Source organism: Sphingosinicella sp. BN140058, from assembly GCF_004135585.1.
Classification (GTDB): domain Bacteria; phylum Pseudomonadota; class Alphaproteobacteria; order Sphingomonadales; family Sphingomonadaceae; genus Allosphingosinicella.
The window spans coordinates 4,788,728-4,806,921 of sequence record NZ_CP035501.1 but is presented as its reverse complement, the minus strand read 5'-3'; the positions used below and the strand labels follow the sequence as shown (position 1 = coordinate 4,806,921).

Genomic DNA, 18,194 nt, shown 5'->3' with positions numbered 1-18,194 from the left:
CACTATCAAGAGAGCTAATATCACGCGCGCGCCGACGTGGTTGGAGCACGCCCTACTTCTTGCAGATGGCGAGAAAGCCGGCGGCCATGAACGAGGCCATGCGGTCCTTGACTGCGACGAAGTCGTCGGAATGGGCGAGGCCGCCCGATAATTTGTCGATCCGTCCGGTCCTGGCGAGCGTCAGCATCAGCGCGCCGGTGACGAAATGATAGCCCCAGAAGATGTCTTCCTCGGCGCAATCGGGCAGGGTGCGTTTGAGCAGCCCGATCAGCCGCAGCACGACCGGATCGAAATGCGCGTCCATCAGGTCCGCGCCCCAGTGCGGCGTGTTCGCGACCTGGGCGGTGAGCTGGGCGTAATTCTTCCAACCCTCGCCGCCCTCGATATAGGTGTCGAGATCGGTGTCGAGAAAGGCCCTTAGTGCCCCTTCGACGGTGGGTCTGGCGCCCGCCTCTTTCTCATAGGCGTCGAGCGCCTGCATCCGGCGCTCGCTGGTGACGATCGCGCGGCGTGCGAACACGGCGTCGAACAAGGCTTTCTTGTCGTCGAAATAATAATTGAGCAAAGTGTGGTGGACGCCCACCTTCTTGGCGACGTCCTTCAACGTCACGCCGTAAAGGCCGTGCTTCGAAAACAGATCTTCCGCCGCATCGAGGATCTGCTCCATCGTCTCGGCGCGTTGTTCGGCCTTTCGCGACCGGCGGATTGGGGTGGCACTGTGCGTCACGTCCACGTCTTTCCCGTTTGCCGCCGGAGACGTCAACCCGCCGCAGATGTTCACACGCTTGATAGTGTACGTTGACACGCGCCGCCCCCCGCCACATGATGCAGGCAACGACAAGACGCGGCCGCCGCGGGAGAGAGGAAGCGTGGAGATGGAGGCGCCCGACCGCCGACGCTGGATCGTGCTCGTCACCCTGACCTTCGTCTACGTGCTCAATTTCCTCGATCGGCAGCTGATCGGAATTCTCGCCAAGCCGATCCAGGACGAGCTCCAGGTCAGCGACGGCCAGCTCGGGCTGATCGGCGGGCTCTATTTCGCCTTCTTCTATTGCTTCATCGCGATCCCAGTCGGCTGGCTCGCCGATCGTACCAATAGGGTGGGCGTGCTGTCGCTCGCCTGTGCGATCTGGAGCGGCGCGACGATCGCCTGCGGCCTCGCCGCCTCCTATCCTCAGCTGGTCGCGGCACGCATGGTGGTCGGCTTCGGCGAGGCGGGCGGTGTGCCGCCCTCCTACGCGATCATCACGGACACCTTTCCGCCGGGCCGGCGCGGCACCGCCTTCGGCGTCTTCAATCTCGGGCCGCCGATCGGCGCCGCACTCGGCATCGCCTTCGGCGCCTCGGTCGCCGCGGCGTTCGACTGGCGCGACGCTTTCGTCGCGATTGGCATCGTCGGCATCGTCGCCGCGATCGGCGTTCGCCTGATCGTCCGCGAACCACGGCGCGGCGCGACCGACGCCGCGCCTGCCGACGCCGCGGCGGAGAAGGCGCCGTTCGTCGGCACGATGAGGATGTTCTTCACCCACAGGCTGCTGATGCTCGCCGCTCTGGGCAGCGGCGCCACCCAGTTCGTCACCTACGGCCTCGGTAATTTCGCGGTGCTCTTCCTCATCCGCGAGAAAGGCATGACGTTGGAGCAGATTGCGATCTGGTACGCGCTCGTCGTCGCGATCGGCATGGGCGCCGGCATGATCGTATCGGGGCGGGTGATCGATCGCATGACCCGGGTGACGCGCACCGCTTATGCGACCGCCCCTGCCGTGTCGCTGGCGATCGCCCTGCCTTTCTACCTCGGCTTCGTCTGGGCGCCGGACTGGCCGCTGGCTTTGGTGCTGCTGACCGTGACCATGTTCTTCAACTATTTCTACCTGTCGTCGGCGGTGGCTCTGGTGCAGGAGGAGGTCGCGCCCAACCAGCGCGTCCTTGCCGGCGCGCTGCTGCTGCTGGTGATGAACTTCATCGGCCTCGGCCTCGGGCCGACCTGGGTCGGCGCGGCCAGCGACTGGTTCGCGGCGCGCGGCACGCCGCACCCGCTACAGGCCGCGCTCTACACGCTGACCCCCTTCTACGGCGTCGCCATCCTGCTCTTCCTGTGGCTGGCCCGCAATCTTCGCATCCGTGACCGTCTCTCCGGAAAGGCACAAGCATGACTCGTACGCTCGCCAGCCTCCTCTGCCTCGCTTTGGCCGCCCCGGTCGCCGCCCAGGCAGCGCCGCAGGTGGATGCGCCTTCGGGCGCGGTGCAAGGCACGATCGAGGGCGACATTCGCGCGTTCAAGGGCATCCCCTATGCGCTGCCGCCGGTGGGGCCGCGGCGCTGGCAGCCGCCGGCGCCGATGCCGCGCTGGCAGGGCGTCCGCGCCGCCACCCAATTCGGCGCCGCCTGCATCCAGCCCGAGAATCGCGTGCCGTCGGTCTATTCCCCCGACGTGCCGCTGCCGACCAGCGAGGATTGCCTGACGCTCAACATCTGGGCGCCCGCCGATGCGCGCAAGGCGCCGGTCTTCTTCTGGATCCACGGCGGCGCGCTCGTCTCCGGTTCCAGCCGCGAGCCGATGTACGACGGCCGTCGGCTCGCCGAGCAGGGGGTGATCGTGGTCTCGATCAACTATCGCCTCGGCGTGCTCGGCTGGCTCGCCCATCCGGCGCTCAGCGCCGAGACGAAGCAGCGCGTCTCCGGCAATTACGGCCTGCTCGATCAGATCGCGGCGTTGACCTGGGTGCGCCACAACATCGCGGCGTTCGGCGGCGATGCCGGCAACGTCACCATCGCCGGGGAATCTGCGGGCGCGCTCAGCGTCATGTACCTGCTCCAGTCGCCGCTGGCGCGCGGCCTGTTCGCCAAGGCGATCGCCCAGAGCGCCTACATGATCTCGATGCCCGAACTGAAGAAGAGCGTGCACGGCGCGCCGTCGGGCGAGGCCGCCGGAACCATGCTGGCGAGCGCCCTCCAGGCGCCCGATCTCGCCGGCCTGCGCGCGATCGACGCCCAGAATCTCGCCAATCGGGCCGCCGCCGCCGGGTTCATGCCCTGGGGTGTGGTCGACGACATGGTGCTGCCGGAACAGATGGTCGACACCTTCGATGCCGGACGCCAGGCACCGGTGCCTTTGCTCGCCGGCTTCAACCAGGGCGAGATACGCTCGCTCACGATCCTGGCGCCGCCCCCGCCCGCCACGGCTGCCGTCTACGAGAAGGAAATTCGCGCGCGCTACGGCGACCTCGGCGACGCATTCCTGCGCCTCTACCCGGCCGCCAACTACAAGGAGAGCATCCTCGCGACGACCCGCGACGCCCTCTACGGCTGGACCGCCGAGCGGCTCGCCCGCAAGCAAAGCGCGCTCGGCCAGCAGGCTTTCCTCTATCTTTGGGATCACGGCTATCCGGCGATGGACGAACCCGGCCTCCATGCCTTTCATGCCAGCGAGCTTCCTTATGTGTTCGGCACGCTCGACGGCACCCCGCCGCGCTGGCCGAAAGTGCCCGACGCCGATCGCCCGCTGTCCGATGCGATGATCGGCTATTGGACGAGCTTCGCCCGCACCGGCGTGCCGCAGGCGCCGGGTGCGCCGGCCTGGCCGGCTTACGGCAAGGAGGGCGCCTACATGCGCTTCGCCGCCGCGCCCGAGCCCGCCATTGGTCTGATGCCCGGAATGTACGACCTCAACGAAGAGGTGATGTGCCGCCGCCGCGCCGAGGGGAAATACGGATGGAACTGGAATGTCGGTCTGGCCGCGCCGAAGCTTCCGCCGAAGCCGGCAGCCTGCGACTGATCGGTCAGCGCACCGCCGTCGCCGCGATCCGTCCCTCGGCAAAGTCGGCGCGCAGCCGGTTCTTGTCGATCTTGCCCGATGCGGCGAGCGGCATCGCGGCGACTTCGGCGACCTCGGCCGGGATCCACCAGTCGGCGACTTTGCCGCGGAGCAGGTTGAGCAAGAGGCCCGGATCCTGCTTCGGCCCGGTCTCGACGATCAGCACCGGCCGCTCGCCCCATTTGACGTCGGGCCGTCCGATCACGGCGACGTGGCGCACCGCCGGATGCGCACCGACGATCGATTCGATCTCGGCCGGATTGATCCATTCGCCACCGGACTTGATCAGATCCTTGGCGCGGCCGCCGATGGTGAGATTGCCCTCCTTATCGATCACCGCGAGATCGCCGGTGTCGAAATAGCCCTCGGCGTCGAGCAGGTCGGCATCGCCGCGAAAATAGCCGTCGGCGACGCTATGTCCCTTGACCTTGAGATGGCCGAGCACGCCGCGCTGCGGCTCCAGCCTGGTGCCGGCGGCGTCGGTGAGCTTGAGGTCCAGCCCCAGCGGCGGTCGCCCCGCACCCGCCCCGCCCGCCGGGGGCGCGATCGTTCCAATCGGCGACAATTCGGTCATTCCCCAGCTCGTCTGCACCGCGGCGCCGAGCCGCGCCTCCAGCCGCCGCAACAGGGCGTCGGGGCAGTTCGAGCCGCCGATCAGCACCCGCTCCAGGCTCGGCAGGCTCTCGCCGCTTTGCTCGAGATGGTCGGCAAGACCGAGCCAGATCGTCTGCACGCCGACCCCGACCGTTACCCCCTCGTCCCGGATCAGCCTGGCGAGGCTGGCGCCGTCGATCGCCCGCCCGGGCAGCACCAGCCTGGTGCCCGCGGCCGGTGCGGCGAAGGGCATGCCCCAGCCATTGGCATGGAACATCGGCACCGCCAGCAGCAGAACGTCGCGCGCGGTCAGCGCCACAGCATCGGCCTGTAGGGCCCGCAAGGTGTGCAGATAATTGGAGCGATGGGTGTAGACGACGCCCTTGGGGCGACCGGTCGTCCCCGACGTGTAGCAGAGACCGGCGGGTTCGTTCTCGTCGAACCCGCCCCAGCGAAATGGGCGTCCGCGGGTCTCGAGCAGCGTCTCGTAGCGCCAGAGCAAAGGCGGCTGCGGCGCCAGCGAGGCCGGCGACGGCGCCGCGTCCATGACCACCACATGGTCTACCGACGGGCAGTGGGGCAGTATCGCGCGCAGCAGCGGCATCAGATCCTCGGCCACGGCAAGCACCTTGTCCTCGGCCTCGTCGACCATCGCCGCGAGTTGCGCCGCGGTCAGCCGCGGATTGAGCGTATGGCAGACGAAGCCCGCCCCCATTGCCGCATAATAGAGTTCGAAATGATGCAGGCTGTTCCAGCCGAGCGTCCCGATCCGGTCGCCTTGCATCAGCCCCAGCGACGCGAGCGCCCCCGACATCCTGTTGCTGCGCGCGCACAAGGCATCATAGGTGGCCCGCTCGATGACGCGCCCGCCGTCGGCCTCGACGACCTCATGGCCGTTGAACCACTTGGCGGCATGGTCGAGGAATTTGTCTACCGTCAGACCGTAAGGCTGCATGAATACTCGGACGTTCGGGGGAGGAAGCGGCCGCCGTTACCGCGGAACCGGCGGCCGGGGACGGATCAGAAGGTCTTCAGCAGTTTCACGCCATATTGGCGCGGCGCGCCGGCGAAATAGAGGCCGCTGTTCAGCGAGGCTGGGTAATGCTGGTTGGTGAGGTTGGTGCCGTAGGCGGTCACCGTCCAGGTCCCGTGCTGCCAGGCGAGCTGCGCGTTCAATATGTTGCGCGCCTCGAGCCGGTCGCCCCGCGCCGGATTCTCGAACAGGGTCGCCCACTGATTTCCGATATGGCCGAAATTCGCCCGCGGGGTAAGACGATCGCCATTGCCGAGCGCGATCACATATTCCGCGCCGATGTTGAACGTGACGTTCGGCGCATAAGTCTGCCGGCGCCCTTCCAGATCGATGCAGGTGATGCTCTCCGGGCCCGTCTGCGGATTGCAGGGAAGCACGCTCGGTCCCCGCGGATCGGTGGCGAAGAAGCTGCCGAGATCGCTGTGCAGCAGGTTGACGCCCGCATCGAGCGTCAACCCGCCGAACCGGAATTCGGCCTCGGCCTCGAAACCGTAGATCCTCGTCTTGTCCTCGACGTTGAGCTCGATGCCGAAGGTCGGAAAGGTCGGATAGCCGATGATGACCTGGAAGTTCTTATAGTCGTTGTAGAAGCCGTTGATCGTGGTGCGGACGTGCCCGCCCGCCCAGTTCGCCTTCCACCCGGCTTCGTACGAGGTCACCTTCTCCGGCTTGAAGGGATCCGGAAGGCCGAGCCCGACGGGGACGTTGAGGCCGCCGGGCCGGAAGCCGGTGGCGACGAAGCCGTAGAGATAATGGTCCGCCGTCGCCCGCCAGCCGAGCGAGACCTTGTAGGAAAAATCATCCGACTTGGTGGTCTGGTCGTCGCGGATCGGCACCCCGAATTGCAGCACGTCGACATGGTTGGTCGATCGGCTCGCCGTGTAGCGGCCGCCGATGTCGAGCTTGAGACTCGGCGTGATCGCGAAGCCGATCTGTCCGAAGGCCGCCAGCGAGCGCGTCGGGTTGGTGCCCTGCAGGGCATATTCGGTGAGCGGATTGCCGGGCGGCGTGCCGATGATGAACTGATAGGGTTCGAGGAAAAAATATTTGTTCCACAACCCGAACGCACCGGCAAGCCAGGTGAAGCGCTGATCGTCCGGTGAGATCAGGTTGAACTCCTGGGTAATCTGGCGCTCGTCGACGCTGTCGAAGAAGGTGTTGTTGCCGGTCGCGGTGCCGTCGAGGTCGGCCCGGTACATCGTGTTGGCCTTCTGGTAGCTCGACACCGAGCGGAGCTTCAGCCGGCCTGCCGTCTCATATTCTATCTTCAGCACCGAGCGGATGAACTTGTCCCGCGCCGCCTGCGGCGTATTGGCGGTGATGTCGAACAGGTCGCGATAATTCGGGTTGGGCGTCGCACTGCCGACCGGCAGGAACTTGAACTGGTTGCTGAACGGGCTCGCCGGATAGGCGCCGAAATCGAGATAGCCGAGATCGGTCTTGGACAGGATCGACAGCCGGTCGGTCGGCTTCCAGAGCAGGCTCAGCCGACCCGCTGCGATACCGAGCTTGCCCTTGTTGTAGGGGTACGCTGCGCCGCCGGGACCGGTGATGTCGTAGAAACTGTCGCGGCGCTGCCCGTAGACGGAGACCCGCGCCGCCAGCGTGTCGCTGATCGGAAGGTTGACCGCGCCCTGGGCGCCGGCGTCGTTGTAATTGCCGTAGCTGACGTTGACATAGCCATGGACGCCGCCGCCGATGATCGGGTCGTTGGTGTTGACGAACACCGCGCCGCCGGTGGCATTCTGGCCGACGATCGTGCCCTGCGGCCCCCGCAGCACCTGGATGTTGGCGATGTCGTAATAAGGCTCGCCCTGAACGTAACCGGGAAAGGTCGGCACGCCGTCGCGATAGGTGATCACGCCGGTGGTGGTCTGCGTATTGTGCTCCGCCTTGCCGATGCCGCGGACGTTGAAGTCGTTGCCCTGGCCGAAATTGTTCACCACGAGGCTCGGCATCGCGAATTGCAGCGCGTCGACATTGACGACGCCCTTATTCTCGAGCTGCGATCCCGACAGCACCGACGCCGAGATCGCCGTCGTCATCAGATTCTCCGCACGCCGCTGCGCGGTGACGATGATCTCGTCGTCCTCGACGGCCGCGGGCGCCGCTGCGCTCTCGTCCTGGCCGAAATCCGCCGAACGCTCCGCCGCGCCGGATCCGCCAGGCTGCGCCGACGCAGCCCCGGCCCAGGCAATCGCAAGCGCTGAAACGCCCAGCCAAACGCCACGATCGTTCATGACACCCTCCCTTGCTTCTCTCTCCAGCCGCGCTCTTCGGCACGTTCCGGAAAGATGCAGGAAAGCGATCTCTTCCGCAACACTAATTCTCTTCTGAGTGAATATCCGCACGCCACCAGGAGACTGAACCTCGGTGCCACCCGCGGCCACGACCTTCTTGTTCGGGCGGTTCCTCTGTCGCCGAACGCTTCGGCAGCACCTCGACGCAACCGCGCGAACGCCGGTGAACAACGAGATTTCTCGCGCGCCGCGCACCAAAATCCACTAGTATTGGAGGCTGCCAAGGGCGCCGTTCGGACGGTACGCCGACGCAACCGGGACGAGGAGCGATGTCATGAACGGCATGGGCGCACCGGATCGCGCCAAGTGGATCCCCTCCCGCTACCACAAGCGGGGTCATGCTCTGACGCCTCTCCGCCTCGCGGCGGCGCTCCTTGCGCTGGTCGCCGGCCTCGGCGCTCCAGCCGTCGCGGCCGCGTCGTCGCCCCAGACCTTCCGTGATTGCCGTGATTGCCCCGCCATGGTCGCCCTTCCCGCGGGACGGCTCGCGATCGGATCGCCGGAGACCGAAGTCGGGCGGCACCGCAATGAAGGCCCGCAAAGAGAGCTGCAGATCCGCGGGCTCGCCGTCAGCGAGACGGAAGTGACCAGGCGGCAGTTCCGCGAATTCGTCACCGCGACCCGGCGCAAGGTGCGACCCGGCTGCGACACCCATGGCGACGGGCGCAATGGCAATTGGGATCCGGTGCCTACCGCGTCCTGGATCAATCCCGGCTTCGCCCAGAGCGACGACCATCCGGTCGTCTGCGTGGCTTGGCATGATGCGCGGGATTATGCGGCGTGGATCGCGTCGAAATCGCGCCAGCCGTACCGGCTCCTGCGCGAAGCCGAATGGGAATATGCGGCGCGCGCCGGAACAACGAGCGCCTTCTTCTAGAGCGACGTGCAGGATGCCACGTGCCGATACGCCAATGGCGGAGACCGCAGCCTCGTCACCACCCTGCCCGCTTGGTCGCAGGCGATCGCCGTCGCACAGGCGGAAGGCGAACCGGGTGCGAGGCTGCTGGACTGCACGGACGGGTTCGGCTTCACTGCCCCGGTCGGCCAGTTCGAGGCCAATGCATTCGGGCTGCACGACATGCTCGGCAATGTCTGGGAATGGGTCGACGATTGCTACCGGGAGGGCGCCTACGAGCATCTCGCCTCGGACGGCACCCCATCGTCACGGCCGAACTGTGAAAAGCACCGGACTCGCGGCGGGTCCTGGGACGACTATCCCATCGACCTGCGCGCCGCCCGGCGAACCATCGGGCTTGGTGCCGAGGCGAGGCGGAACGACACCGGGTTCAGGATCGCGCGCGACCTCGGGCGATGACGAATGGCGCACGCACCGCATCCGCACCCGGGCGTAGCGCGCTGTTCTCGCATCGAACCCGCGGCCCGTGCAGCGCAGCAACCCGGACAAAGGAGGAGGCCTGGAAATGACAGACGAGCGTGGCCCGGTCCTTGCTCTGTATGAATCCCTGATCGGCGCCTGGAATGAACGTGACGCAGGGGCCATGGCCGCCCTCTACGCGCCGCATGGAAGCCAGATCGGCTTCGACGGCAGCGCCTTCGACGGCCCGCACGCGATCGAAGCGGCGCTCGCCCCGATCTTCAGGGACCATCCGACCGCCCGTTTCGTAACGATCGTCCGCGAAATTCGCGCGATCGGCTCCGACGCGCTGCTGTTGCGCGCCGTCGCCGGAATGATCCCGCCCGGCGCACGGCAGATCAAGCCCGAGGTCAACGCCATCCAGTCGCTCGTTGCCCACAGGCACAATGGAGCCTGGAAGATCGAACTCTTCCAGAACACGCCGGCGGCATTTCACGGCCGGCCGGACGACGCTGCGGCCCTGACCCGGGAGCTCCAGCAGGCCGCCGATCACCCGCCGCCTGAGCGCCCTAAACGGGGACATCATACGGATTAGCGTCGCACGGTCGCGAAGGCCGTTGCGGCGCACGCCTGCCGGTTGAAGCGCTGAACGCCTTTTGTCCCGAAGCGCGGCCGCAGCCGCTGCCCCCGCACGCAGGCGGAAGGAAGACCCGCCTAGCGGCCCTTGCGACCGGCCTCGGCTGGGCTGGCGATGAACGGCGACACCTGGCGCAGCGCCCGCCGCATCAGCAGGATCGCGAGCAATGCCGAAAACAGCGCCGGCCACAGCGGATTGTCGACGAGCAGATCCATCGATCCGGTGCTGCCGGCCGCAATGATCGAACCGATGAGATAAGCGCGTTCCATGCGCTTCTGATCGCATACTTCTGGTCACGAGTTGGTAACGCCGGAAATCCGTAGCATTCCGTAGGCTCCTGCGTGCTTGGCGGTCCGCAGCAGTCTGACGTCGCTGCGCCCGTGACCCTGAAAAGTTCGGTCAAAGGTAGCCGGAAGCGTCCAAAGCGGCTGCGGTGCGGCTGCAGGCCCTCGCAAGCTGATCTTGCCAAAGCGACCTGTTTGTCGCGGACACAGGTCCGCCGCTGTCGAAGGGTGCGCGTGAAAAAAGTGGCCGAGCGACACGAATGTCGCCCGGCCGGCACGCTTACAAGGTCGATACGCTTACAGGGTCGACACGCGCGACCGCCGCGAGCTGTGGCCGCCGTTACGGTACAGGATGTCGCTCGCGGTTTCGGGAGCAAGGTCAGCGGCGGCGGAGTCCACGGACACGAGGATCCCGCCCCGGCCGAGGCGTTCGCCGTAATAATCGGCGTCTTCCTGATCGATGCCATGCTTCATCAGGGTCTCGTTCAGGGTTCCCGCAGCGGCGCCGGCGGCAGCACCGATCGCCATCGCACCTGGTACGGCGGAGGCGGCGATCGCCCCCGCGGCGACCAGCGGGCCGACGCCGGGGATCGCAAGCGCCGCCACCCCCAGCCCGGCGCCGAGCGCACCGCCGCCCAGGATCCCGCGCAGTACGTTGCCGTGGTGCGCGTGCGATGCATCATCGCTGCCCTCCGGACCGTCGGGCAGGCCGTCGGCACCGGTAACGACCGAGAGCGCCCGATCGGGAACGCCGGCGCTGCGCAGCTCCGCGATCGCGCGTTCCGCTTCGGCGTGGCTGTCGAAGATGGCCGAGGCCAGATGCTTGCTCATGATCTTGTCTCCAGAAATCAACGAACCGACCCGCGGCGAAAAAGGTTGACGATCGCGAGCAGCACGACCGCGCCGATCAGCGACACGAGGACGGACTGGATGCTGAGCTCGCCGCTGGTGATCGGCGCGCCGCCGATCAGCGGGGTGACGATGAAGCCGGCGAGCAGAGCCCCGACGATGCCGACGACGACATTGAGGATGATCCCCTGTTGCCCGTCGGTGCGCATGATCAGGCTCGCAACCCAGCCGATCAGACCACCGACGACAAGAAGCAGAATGATGCCCATGAATGTTCCCTTCGCATGGTGCGTGATGGCGGTGGAAACGGGCGCCCTCGATCGAATGTTCATGGCAGGCAGGATCGTCAGCCCACGGATGTAGTGCCACAGCACCAGGGCCGCTGGTATTCTCCGCCGGAACAGCAGCTGAAGTCGAGCGCTTAGCCTCGATGCCGCCTTCGTCTCCCGTCCGCCACCAGCCGACTTTGCGCCACCTCGAGCAGCTTATGGCCCAGCTGCTCGACGGGGTGATTCTGATCGATCTCGCAGGCACCATCCTCAGTGCCAATGACGCGGCGCTGCGCATGCACGGCGTTCGAACGCTCGAAGCTCTCGGGACGACCGCCGAAGATTATGCGCAGCGTTTCGCATTGCGGTCACGCGAGCATCGTCCGCTCAAGCACCGCGAATATCCGCTCTTCCGCCTCCTGGCAGGCGATAGTTTCCCCGATCTGATCGTCCAGGTGTCCCCGGCGGGTGACGATCAGGTGCGATGGGTCCATCAGGTGCGCGACGTCGTCATGGATGTGGACGGCGGCGATCCGGACTATCTTGCCCTCGTCATCACCGACATTTCCGAGCAGTTCGATGCCGAGGTCCGCTTCAAGGCGATGTTCAACGCCAATCCTGCGCCCGCGATCGTCGTCCGGCTTAGCGACCAGCGGATCATCGAGGCCAATCCCGGCTTCATCGCACTTACCGGCTTCACTCCGGAGCAGCTCAAGGGCAAGACCCTGTTCGGGCTGGATCTGCTCGGATCCGTCTCCGACGCGGAGGGGTTCAGGCAGCGGGTCGACGCCGGTGAGGTCGTGCCGCAATCCACATCGGAGCTGCTCACCGCCGACGGGTCGCGGCGGTTGGTGCTGTTCGCGGGACAGCCGATCGACGTGACCGAGGAGGATGCGCTTCTTCTCACCTTCGCCGATCTCGAGCCGAGGCGTCAGGCGGAGGCGGCGCTCGCCGCCAGCGAGCAGCACTTGGCCGCCGTGTTCGAAATGGCCCCGGTGGCGATGATGGTGACCCGCGACGCCGATCACCGCATCTCCAGGGTCAATGCCGCATTCCGACGCCTCACCGACTATGGCGGCGACGACGCCGTCGGCCGCACCGCCCATGACTTGCAGCTTTGGGAAAGTTCCACACGCCGCGAGGCGCTCGAACGAGCACTGAGCGAACAGGGAAGCATCCGCAACGCGGACGGGCGCCTGGTGTCGCGGAACGGCGTTCCCGTCGACTGCACCGTGTCGGCGGAAACGATCAGCGTCGAGGGCGCACCCTGCGTGCTCTGGCTTTACCAGGACGTTACCGAGCGCCGGCGCAGCGAAGCCGAACTCGCCGACGCGATCGACGAGGTGATGAAGGACGCGAGCTGGCTCAGCCACGCCATCCTCGACAAGCTGGCGACCCTGCGTCGCCCCGAGACTCGCGCGGCCGCGATCGAGCTCAGTCCCCGGGAGCGCGAGATCCTCGATCTGATCTGCGACGATCTGGACGACGATGCGATCGCCGAGCGCCTCGGGATCGCGCGCAACACGGTGCGCAATCACGTCGCCAGGCTCTACGCCAAGATCGGCGTCAATCGGCGCAGCGGCGCCGTCGTTTGGGGTCGCGAACGCGGCATGGGAACGCGTGGGTGAGCGGCAGGATCGACGATCTTGACCCGGTTCGCTTCTCAGGGGCCGGTTCGGCGCTCACCCTTCCCAAATCCGTTGCTGCGTCTTGCCGGACCTATCCGATTGATGATGCGCGGTGTCACAAAGCCTGTGTAAGCCGGTGCGCATGCACCTGAACCTGCTCCAGTCGATCAGCCTCGCCGGCCATGTCGGCACGCCCAATGACGACCGTGTCGGCGCCGCCCGCCAGCACGCCTGGGTGATCGACGGCGCCACCGATCTCGGCCCGGCCGGGCTGGTTGGAACGCAGGGTGGCGCGGCCTGGCTTGCGGGAGAGGCGCAGGCGGCATTTGCGGCGTCGCACGCCCGCTCGATCAAGGCACTGTTCGGCGATGTTGCCGCCCACGTTCTTGCCGCCTGGGGCCGCGACCGCCGGCGGGAGCCGGAAGGCCGATGGGAATTGCCCCTCGCCTCCGCCCTTGCGATCCTCGTCGGCGAAAGCGGCCTCGCGATCGGCTGGCTCGGGGACTGCGCCGCCTTGCTGTGGCGCGACGGCACGGTGATCCGGCTTGGCCCGGCGGCGGACGGCCGTGCGGCCGAAGCCGCCCGTGCCGCAAGCCTTGCCGAGCACGGTCTCGGCAGCGTCAAGCGCTCCGAGCCCATCCTCGAGAATTTGCGCGCGACCCGCGGCCGCCCTGGCCTGCGCGTGCTCAGCGTCGACCCCGCTTTGATCCGGCCCGAATTCGTCCACCTGCCCTGCGCCCCCGGCGACGAATTGCTGCTGATGAGCGACGGCTACGCGACCCTGATCGACGATTATGCCGCATTCGACGCCGCTGGCCTGTTCGCGGCGGTCCGCGCCCGCGGTCTCGCCCAGGTCGGCGTCGAGCTGAGAGCCATCGAGCAGGACGACACCGCCTGCACCCGCTATCCCCGGTTCAAGTCCTCCGACGACGCCACCGCCCTCTGGCTGCGCATCGGGGCTTGAGACACTTCGGGCCCAAGCGCGCAAGCGCATTGCGGTTCGGGACGATAGACGCAATCATGCCGGCAGAAAGCTGCGCACGGGAGTTTCGAACCATGCCGGACGAACCGGTCAAAGGACCTGCCTCTTACTTCCCCTCGATCGAGAAGAAATACGGCCGCCCGATCGCCGAGTGGCAGGCGCTCGTGCGTGCGAACATGCCTGCCAAACATATGGAGCTCGTCGCCATGCTGAAGAACGAGCACGGCATGGGCCATGGCCATGCCAACGCGGTGGTGGCGCACACGCTCGCCGCAGACAAGGCCTGAGCCGCGCTGGATCGGCAGCAGACGGGGACGCTTTATCGTCGGCTCCTCCGCCTTGCTGCCGCCCGAGTTCGGCCGGAGCGGTTCACACCATTTCGCAGCCCGTCGTTGAACAGACATTAGCCGCCGATCCGGTTTGCTCGGTCATTGCTGCGCCCTCACCGATCAGCGCCATGATCTCTGCGCCGAGTTGGAGGTCGGAGAGATGGCCAAAGGTCTGGCGCCTCAAGCGGCCATCCCGATCGATCAGAATCGTCGTCGGAGTCCCCTGCAGGCCGTAGGCGCGCATGGTCAGCGGCGTCGGATCGCCGCCGCCGCCGGGCCGGTCGATCCCAACCGGAAAGCCGACGCGGTATTCATGCAGGAACGCGCGCAAGGATGTCGGCCCCATCGCGTCGTGATGCTCGAAGACGGTGTGGAGCCCGATCACCGCCACATCGCCTGACGGGAACAGGTCATGGACGCGTTTCAGCTGCGGAATGCTGTGCTCGACACAACCTGGGCAGAGCATCTGGAACGCACCGAGCACGATCACCCGTCCGCGCAGCGCGTCGAGCACGAGCGGCCGTTCGGTGTTGAACCATTGGACAACGTCCCAGGGCGGTGCTGCCGTGCCGGCGCCGGTCACCTGATCTCTCCGGCGACACGCCAATACTCATTGGCGGCGGCAATCGTCTGGAAGTGGGTGGCCGTGACCTGACTGGCCGCGATCAGTTGCTCGCTGTCCTGTTCGTAGGCCGCGCGCAGCCGGGTGCGGATTTCGGGAGAAGGCTGTGTCATCTTCACCGCCAGCCGGGCGAGCCGGACCGCGAGGTCGAAACCCGCTTCCGGAGTTGGAGTGATCAGGGTGAAAGGATCGGAGCCGCTCATGATATGCCTCGCTTCGACAGGAATGGATTGATGGTCGCCGGAGTGACGGCCCTACTTCATCACGCGCCCCGGCAGACTGAGGTCGCCGCTAGCAATGTCGAAGACATCTGCGACGCAGGCCAGCGGCGCATGAACCGAAGCGTTGATGCGCAGCCCCGCGGTGACTCCATCGAATCGAATGTCCTTGGTGTCTCCAAGCGCCGCCGCAGGCACCCGCACGACGACTCTCGCGCCGGCAAGATCGGGTTTGTAGGCGGGGCTGTCGATCAGGATCGGAAGGCCCGGCCAGGTGCTCGGCAGCCTCGGTTTGGCCCCTTCCTCGATGTCCCGGATCTTGAGCGCGCCCTTGCCGCAGCTCTCGTCCGGCACCAGCACCACCCAGTGGCTGTGCCAGAGGTTACCGTCATTGGCTTTGTCCCCGTCGCCATTCTCGTCGTAGAGGGGGGTGTCGTCGAAATCGGGGTGAGAGGTGACGGCGAAGGCGAGGATGCCCTGATCCTCCTCAAAGCCGATCGCGCCCGAATTCAGGCTGGTCGGCCACACGTAGGAATAGACGCTGGAACCGGCGAGCTTGCCCGATGGGGTCGGACGACTTGCCCCGGCCTTGCCGCTCACCGCCATGCTGAACACGAGATCGTCGCCGGCGCGCGTGATGCTGGTGTGCACGATGTCGAAGTCGGGCTTCGCCGCATTGCCCTTCGTGCCCTTGATGTCGTGGGCGGAGACGCCCGCCGCCAGAGCGAGGCTCATGATCGCACCGGCCCTCGCCGAGCGTCGCGCGTTCAAGAATCGAGTCATCGTCTTCTCCCTGCTTGCCGAACCGCATCATGCGTCGACACGATCGTTAGGAGTGCTAATACTCACCGCCTGATGTGCATGCAAGTAGATTGTTAGGAGTCCGAACATTGACCGCCATTTTCGACTCGATAAGCGAACCTTTGTCCCGCCGGGTCACCGCGGGCCTGGCCAAGATCGGGCTGGTGCTGCGCAGTCGCGCCTGGAAGGGTGCGGGATCGGCGGGGGTAACGCCGACGCAGGGACAGGCACTCGCCCTGCTTCGCGAGGCGCCGCAGGGCATGAAGCTTGCGGCCCTCGCGCATCTTCTCGGCGTGTCTGCCCCGACCGCGAGCGAGGCCGTGGCCGCGCTCGTTGCCAAGCAACTCGCCGAAAAGGCGGCCGGCGCCGATCGCCGCTCGCTCACCCTCAAGCTGACCGCTCAAGGAGAGGCCGTCGCGCTCCGCACCGCGGACTGGCCAGATTTCCTCGTCGATGCAGTCGAGACTCTGGATCCGCAGGAGCAGGCGGGGTTCCTGCGCGCGCTGGTCAAGATCATCCGGGCCCTCCAGGAAAATGGCGACATTCCGGTGCAGCGTATGTGCGTGACCTGCCGGCATTTCCGGCCCTACGCCCATCCCGGATCGCCGACGCCGCACCATTGCGCCTTCGTCGACGCGCCCTTCGCCGACCGGCACCTGCGCCTCAACTGCCCCGAACAGGACCAGGCGCCCGCCGAGCAGCGCGACGAAGCCTGGGCGCGCTTCACTGCGCCGGCAGGCGCGTAGTTCGGAACTTTTGGATAGACGAACGTCACGACGGGGCTCCGACGTGACCGGCGCCGCAACCTAGCGCGTCAGGCGCGCCGCTCTGCGAAGGCGCCCACACCGTCGAGAATCCGGTCCAACCCAAAGGTGAACATGTCGCCGAGCGACATGTCCTCGTCGGGGCCGTTGGCGTTCCGCGCCAAGGCGGCGAGCATCGGAAACGAAGCGTCTGCCGAGACGCGCTGAACCATGTGGCCGAAATCCGCAGCCCATTCAGGGGATGCCTTGATCCCAAAGCGAAGCCGCGCCGCAGACCGCAGATGGCCGTCGATCAGGGTCAGGACCGCCAGCTTCTCGCCGGTGCCGAGCTTCAGGGCCCGCATTCCGGCGAGGCCCGCCTCCAGCCAAGCGGTCCAGCCCGGGCCCACCGACCGGATCGACCCGACCAGCTCGATCATCCAGGGATGGCGTTCGAGGCTTTCGAAGCTTGCCGCAGCCCAGCCTTTCAACGCCTGGCGCCAATCGTCGTCCGGCAACAGCGGGGCTGCACCCAGGGCGGCATCCCACATCAGCTCAGTCAGCGCCTCCTTGCTTGGAACATGCCGGTAGAGCGTCATCGGCTTCGAGTTGAGAGCCCGGGCAAGCCGCTGCATGGTCACCGCCTCGAGGCCCTCCCGGTCGGCGACATCGATTGCCGCCGCGACCACAGCCTCGCGCGTCAGCCTCGGCTTGGGGCCGCGCTTCCGTCCGCGATCCGCCGCCCAGAGGAGATCGAACACGGTCGAAACACCCTCCTCCGCCATGTTCTCGTTCATCCCATTCTCCCCCACACGATCTGGACGAGCGATCGGCGACGGGCAACATCAGGATTGACCCTTAATGGCGTATGATATACGCATTTAGCAGTCAGGAGGGCCATCGATGCGGGAAGTGCGAGGACTGACGGCAGTCGCCGGCCTGTTCGCGGTGATCGTCACTGTCGCCACCATTGCGCTCTACTTCGCCCATGCGGGGGCACCGCCTTCCGGGAACGTGCTCGCCCGCACCTTCCTCGCGCTGCTCAGCTTCGCCGCGATCATCGTCTTCATGGCCGGGTTCCACCATCTGCTCAGCACGGTGACGGCGGAGGCCACCTTCGCGCTGTCACTCAGCCGCAATGCCGGGTTGCTGTTCGTGGCGGTCGGCCTGTTCGCGCTCTGCAACGAGGCGGGTGTGGTCTTCGCCGATCCGTCCGGCACCGTCGATCCGACCATCGACGGGCCTCTGGCGGCTGCCAACATGCTGGCCCACGGTTCGGTGAAGCGCCTTCTTACCGCTTTGTATCTCGTGTCCGTCAGCCATGCCGTCCTGCAAAGCCGAGCCTTCCCAAGCTGGCTCGGCTGGCTCGGGCTGGCGATCGGCGCCGTGAACCTCGGCTTCCTGCCGTCGCTCTTCTTCGGCACCGATCCCACCCACTTCTACTCTGCCCATGGCTGGGGCAATTCGGCGCTCGCCGGCAGCCTGATCATCTGGTGGATCCTGGCGGCGAGCGTCTGCGTGCTTCGCAGGAGCACTGACGTCCCGCAGAGTGAGAGCGGTCGGACGAAGCACCCGCAATCTTCGCAAGCTGGTTAGAGCTCCACAGCCGCCAAGCATGTTGCCGCCGACGCGCAATCTTATGTTGCGATATTCGCATGTTTGTGCTAGGAGTCGGTTGAAGCCCTGTGGAAATCGTCTCGCATTCTTTGAAGCTGTGAAAAGAAGGCCGTGCGGCGGCAGGCGAAGTCTGCCGCCGCCGCCGTGCCGTGGCTGGGC

18 protein-coding genes and 1 pseudogene are annotated in these 18,194 nt (G+C 66.5%); 9 read left to right on the top strand and 10 right to left on the bottom strand.

Annotated features, from left to right (window positions below; genetic code table 11):
* Positions 1–52 precede the first annotated feature (52 nt).
* Entirely contained in the window at positions 53–727 is a 675-nt protein-coding gene (locus tag ETR14_RS21715) for a TetR/AcrR family transcriptional regulator (protein ID WP_371416718.1), read from the bottom strand.
* A gap of 148 nt (positions 728–875) precedes the next feature.
* On the opposite strand from ETR14_RS21715, the gene ETR14_RS21710 reads away from it, so the two are divergent.
* Together ETR14_RS21710 and ETR14_RS21705 are read left to right on the top strand one after the other, a co-directional pair.
* Positions 876–2,153, top strand: a complete 1,278-nt coding sequence (locus ETR14_RS21710; RefSeq protein ID WP_129388856.1) for an MFS transporter — start codon at positions 876–878, stop codon at positions 2,151–2,153.
* Positions 2,150–3,775 (top strand): carboxylesterase/lipase family protein, encoded by a 1,626-nt coding sequence (locus tag ETR14_RS21705; protein ID WP_129388853.1) that lies wholly within the window; start codon positions 2,150–2,152, stop codon positions 3,773–3,775. Before ETR14_RS21710 ends, ETR14_RS21705 begins: the two co-directional genes overlap by 4 nt.
* A gap of 4 nt (positions 3,776–3,779) precedes the next feature.
* On the opposite strand, the gene ETR14_RS21700 is transcribed toward ETR14_RS21705, so the two are convergent.
* Together ETR14_RS21700 and ETR14_RS21695 are read right to left on the bottom strand one after the other, a co-directional pair.
* Complete coding sequence (locus tag ETR14_RS21700) at positions 3,780–5,363, bottom strand: AMP-binding protein (protein ID WP_129388850.1); 1,584 nt, start codon at positions 5,361–5,363, stop codon at positions 3,780–3,782.
* A 65-nt stretch (positions 5,364–5,428) separates the two neighbouring features.
* Positions 5,429–7,681 carry a TonB-dependent receptor gene (locus tag ETR14_RS21695; RefSeq protein WP_129388847.1) on the bottom strand — a complete coding sequence of 751 codons (2,253 nt, stop codon included), beginning with the start codon at positions 7,679–7,681 and terminating at the stop codon, positions 5,429–5,431.
* A gap of 334 nt (positions 7,682–8,015) precedes the next feature.
* On the opposite strand from ETR14_RS21695, the pseudogene ETR14_RS29375 reads away from it, so the two are divergent.
* Both ETR14_RS29375 and ETR14_RS21680 read left to right on the top strand, forming a co-directional pair.
* Positions 8,016–9,056 (top strand): annotated as a pseudogene (locus ETR14_RS29375) (formylglycine-generating enzyme family protein).
* A gap of 106 nt (positions 9,057–9,162) precedes the next feature.
* Positions 9,163–9,651, top strand: a complete 489-nt coding sequence (locus ETR14_RS21680) for an SgcJ/EcaC family oxidoreductase (protein ID WP_129388838.1) — start codon at positions 9,163–9,165, stop codon at positions 9,649–9,651.
* A 119-nt stretch (positions 9,652–9,770) separates the two neighbouring features.
* Here the strand turns inward: ETR14_RS21680 and ETR14_RS21675 are convergent, their stop codons facing one another.
* The 3 genes from ETR14_RS21675 to ETR14_RS21665 form a co-directional block, all read right to left on the bottom strand.
* Complete coding sequence (locus ETR14_RS21675; RefSeq protein ID WP_129388835.1) at positions 9,771–9,962, bottom strand: hypothetical protein; 192 nt, start codon at positions 9,960–9,962, stop codon at positions 9,771–9,773.
* A gap of 312 nt (positions 9,963–10,274) precedes the next feature.
* Complete coding sequence (locus ETR14_RS21670) at positions 10,275–10,808, bottom strand: hypothetical protein (protein ID WP_129388832.1); 534 nt, start codon at positions 10,806–10,808, stop codon at positions 10,275–10,277.
* Between the two features lie 17 nt (positions 10,809–10,825).
* Entirely contained in the window at positions 10,826–11,095 is a 270-nt protein-coding gene (locus ETR14_RS21665; protein WP_129388829.1) for a GlsB/YeaQ/YmgE family stress response membrane protein, read from the bottom strand.
* A 161-nt stretch (positions 11,096–11,256) separates the two neighbouring features.
* Here ETR14_RS21665 and ETR14_RS21660 point away from each other — a divergent pair, with 161 nt between their 5' ends.
* The 3 genes from ETR14_RS21660 to ETR14_RS21650 all read left to right on the top strand — a co-directional run bounded on the left by ETR14_RS21660 (position 11,257) and on the right by ETR14_RS21650 (position 13,992).
* On the top strand, positions 11,257–12,723 hold the full coding sequence (locus ETR14_RS21660) for a PAS domain S-box protein (protein ID WP_129388826.1): 1,467 nt from the start codon (positions 11,257–11,259) through the stop codon (positions 12,721–12,723).
* A 142-nt stretch (positions 12,724–12,865) separates the two neighbouring features.
* Positions 12,866–13,687: a protein phosphatase 2C domain-containing protein gene (locus ETR14_RS21655; RefSeq protein ID WP_129392242.1), complete on the top strand. Its 822-nt coding sequence runs from the start codon at positions 12,866–12,868 to the stop codon at positions 13,685–13,687.
* A 92-nt stretch (positions 13,688–13,779) separates the two neighbouring features.
* Complete coding sequence (locus ETR14_RS21650) at positions 13,780–13,992, top strand: DUF4287 domain-containing protein (protein WP_129388823.1); 213 nt, start codon at positions 13,780–13,782, stop codon at positions 13,990–13,992.
* An 82-nt stretch (positions 13,993–14,074) separates the two neighbouring features.
* Here the strand turns inward: ETR14_RS21650 and ETR14_RS21645 are convergent, their stop codons facing one another.
* From ETR14_RS21645 to ETR14_RS21635, 3 genes are read right to left on the bottom strand one after another with little or no spacing between them, the layout of a single operon-like run.
* Entirely contained in the window at positions 14,075–14,617 is a 543-nt protein-coding gene (locus ETR14_RS21645; protein ID WP_129388820.1) for a TlpA disulfide reductase family protein, read from the bottom strand.
* Complete coding sequence (locus ETR14_RS21640; RefSeq protein WP_129388817.1) at positions 14,614–14,859, bottom strand: hexameric tyrosine-coordinated heme protein; 246 nt, start codon at positions 14,857–14,859, stop codon at positions 14,614–14,616. Before ETR14_RS21640 ends, ETR14_RS21645 begins: the two co-directional genes overlap by 4 nt.
* A gap of 51 nt (positions 14,860–14,910) precedes the next feature.
* Entirely contained in the window at positions 14,911–15,657 is a 747-nt protein-coding gene (locus ETR14_RS21635; protein WP_129388814.1) for a hypothetical protein, read from the bottom strand.
* 107 nt (positions 15,658–15,764) lie between these two features.
* On the opposite strand from ETR14_RS21635, the gene ETR14_RS21630 reads away from it, so the two are divergent.
* Entirely contained in the window at positions 15,765–16,421 is a 657-nt protein-coding gene (locus ETR14_RS21630; RefSeq protein WP_129388811.1) for a MarR family winged helix-turn-helix transcriptional regulator, read from the top strand.
* A 68-nt stretch (positions 16,422–16,489) separates the two neighbouring features.
* Here ETR14_RS21630 and ETR14_RS21625 read toward each other — a convergent pair whose 3' ends face one another.
* Positions 16,490–17,215 (bottom strand): TetR/AcrR family transcriptional regulator, encoded by a 726-nt coding sequence (locus ETR14_RS21625; protein ID WP_129388808.1) that lies wholly within the window; start codon positions 17,213–17,215, stop codon positions 16,490–16,492.
* A 106-nt stretch (positions 17,216–17,321) separates the two neighbouring features.
* Between ETR14_RS21625 and ETR14_RS21620 the strand changes: the two genes are divergently transcribed.
* Positions 17,322–18,014: a hypothetical protein gene (locus tag ETR14_RS21620; protein ID WP_129388805.1), complete on the top strand. Its 693-nt coding sequence runs from the start codon at positions 17,322–17,324 to the stop codon at positions 18,012–18,014.
* Positions 18,015–18,194 lie beyond the last annotated feature (180 nt).

Bases quoted from the DNA above. Each gene is read 5' to 3' on its own strand.
- ETR14_RS21665 (WP_129388829.1), bottom strand. From the start codon at position 11,095: ATGGGCATCATTCTGCTTCTTGTCGTCGGTGGTCTGATCGGCTGGGTT.
- ETR14_RS21710 (WP_129388856.1), top strand. From the start codon at position 876: ATGGAGGCGCCCGACCGCCGACGCTGGATCGTGCTCGTCACCCTGACC.
- ETR14_RS21700 (WP_129388850.1), bottom strand. From the start codon at position 5,363: ATGCAGCCTTACGGTCTGACGGTAGACAAATTCCTCGACCATGCCGCC.
- ETR14_RS21640 (WP_129388817.1), bottom strand. From the start codon at position 14,859: ATGAGCGGCTCCGATCCTTTCACCCTGATCACTCCAACTCCGGAAGCG.
- ETR14_RS21670 (WP_129388832.1), bottom strand. From the start codon at position 10,808: ATGAGCAAGCATCTGGCCTCGGCCATCTTCGACAGCCACGCCGAAGCG.
- ETR14_RS21660 (WP_129388826.1), top strand. From the start codon at position 11,257: ATGCCGCCTTCGTCTCCCGTCCGCCACCAGCCGACTTTGCGCCACCTC.
- ETR14_RS21650 (WP_129388823.1), top strand. From the start codon at position 13,780: ATGCCGGACGAACCGGTCAAAGGACCTGCCTCTTACTTCCCCTCGATC.
- ETR14_RS21680 (WP_129388838.1), top strand. From the start codon at position 9,163: ATGACAGACGAGCGTGGCCCGGTCCTTGCTCTGTATGAATCCCTGATC.
- ETR14_RS21705 (WP_129388853.1), top strand. From the start codon at position 2,150: ATGACTCGTACGCTCGCCAGCCTCCTCTGCCTCGCTTTGGCCGCCCCG.
- ETR14_RS21695 (WP_129388847.1), bottom strand. From the start codon at position 7,681: ATGAACGATCGTGGCGTTTGGCTGGGCGTTTCAGCGCTTGCGATTGCC.
- ETR14_RS21655 (WP_129392242.1), top strand. From the start codon at position 12,866: ATGCACCTGAACCTGCTCCAGTCGATCAGCCTCGCCGGCCATGTCGGC.
- ETR14_RS21675 (WP_129388835.1), bottom strand. From the start codon at position 9,962: ATGGAACGCGCTTATCTCATCGGTTCGATCATTGCGGCCGGCAGCACC.
- ETR14_RS21635 (WP_129388814.1), bottom strand. From the start codon at position 15,657: ATGACTCGATTCTTGAACGCGCGACGCTCGGCGAGGGCCGGTGCGATC.
- ETR14_RS21620 (WP_129388805.1), top strand. From the start codon at position 17,322: ATGCGGGAAGTGCGAGGACTGACGGCAGTCGCCGGCCTGTTCGCGGTG.
- ETR14_RS21625 (WP_129388808.1), bottom strand. From the start codon at position 17,215: ATGAACGAGAACATGGCGGAGGAGGGTGTTTCGACCGTGTTCGATCTC.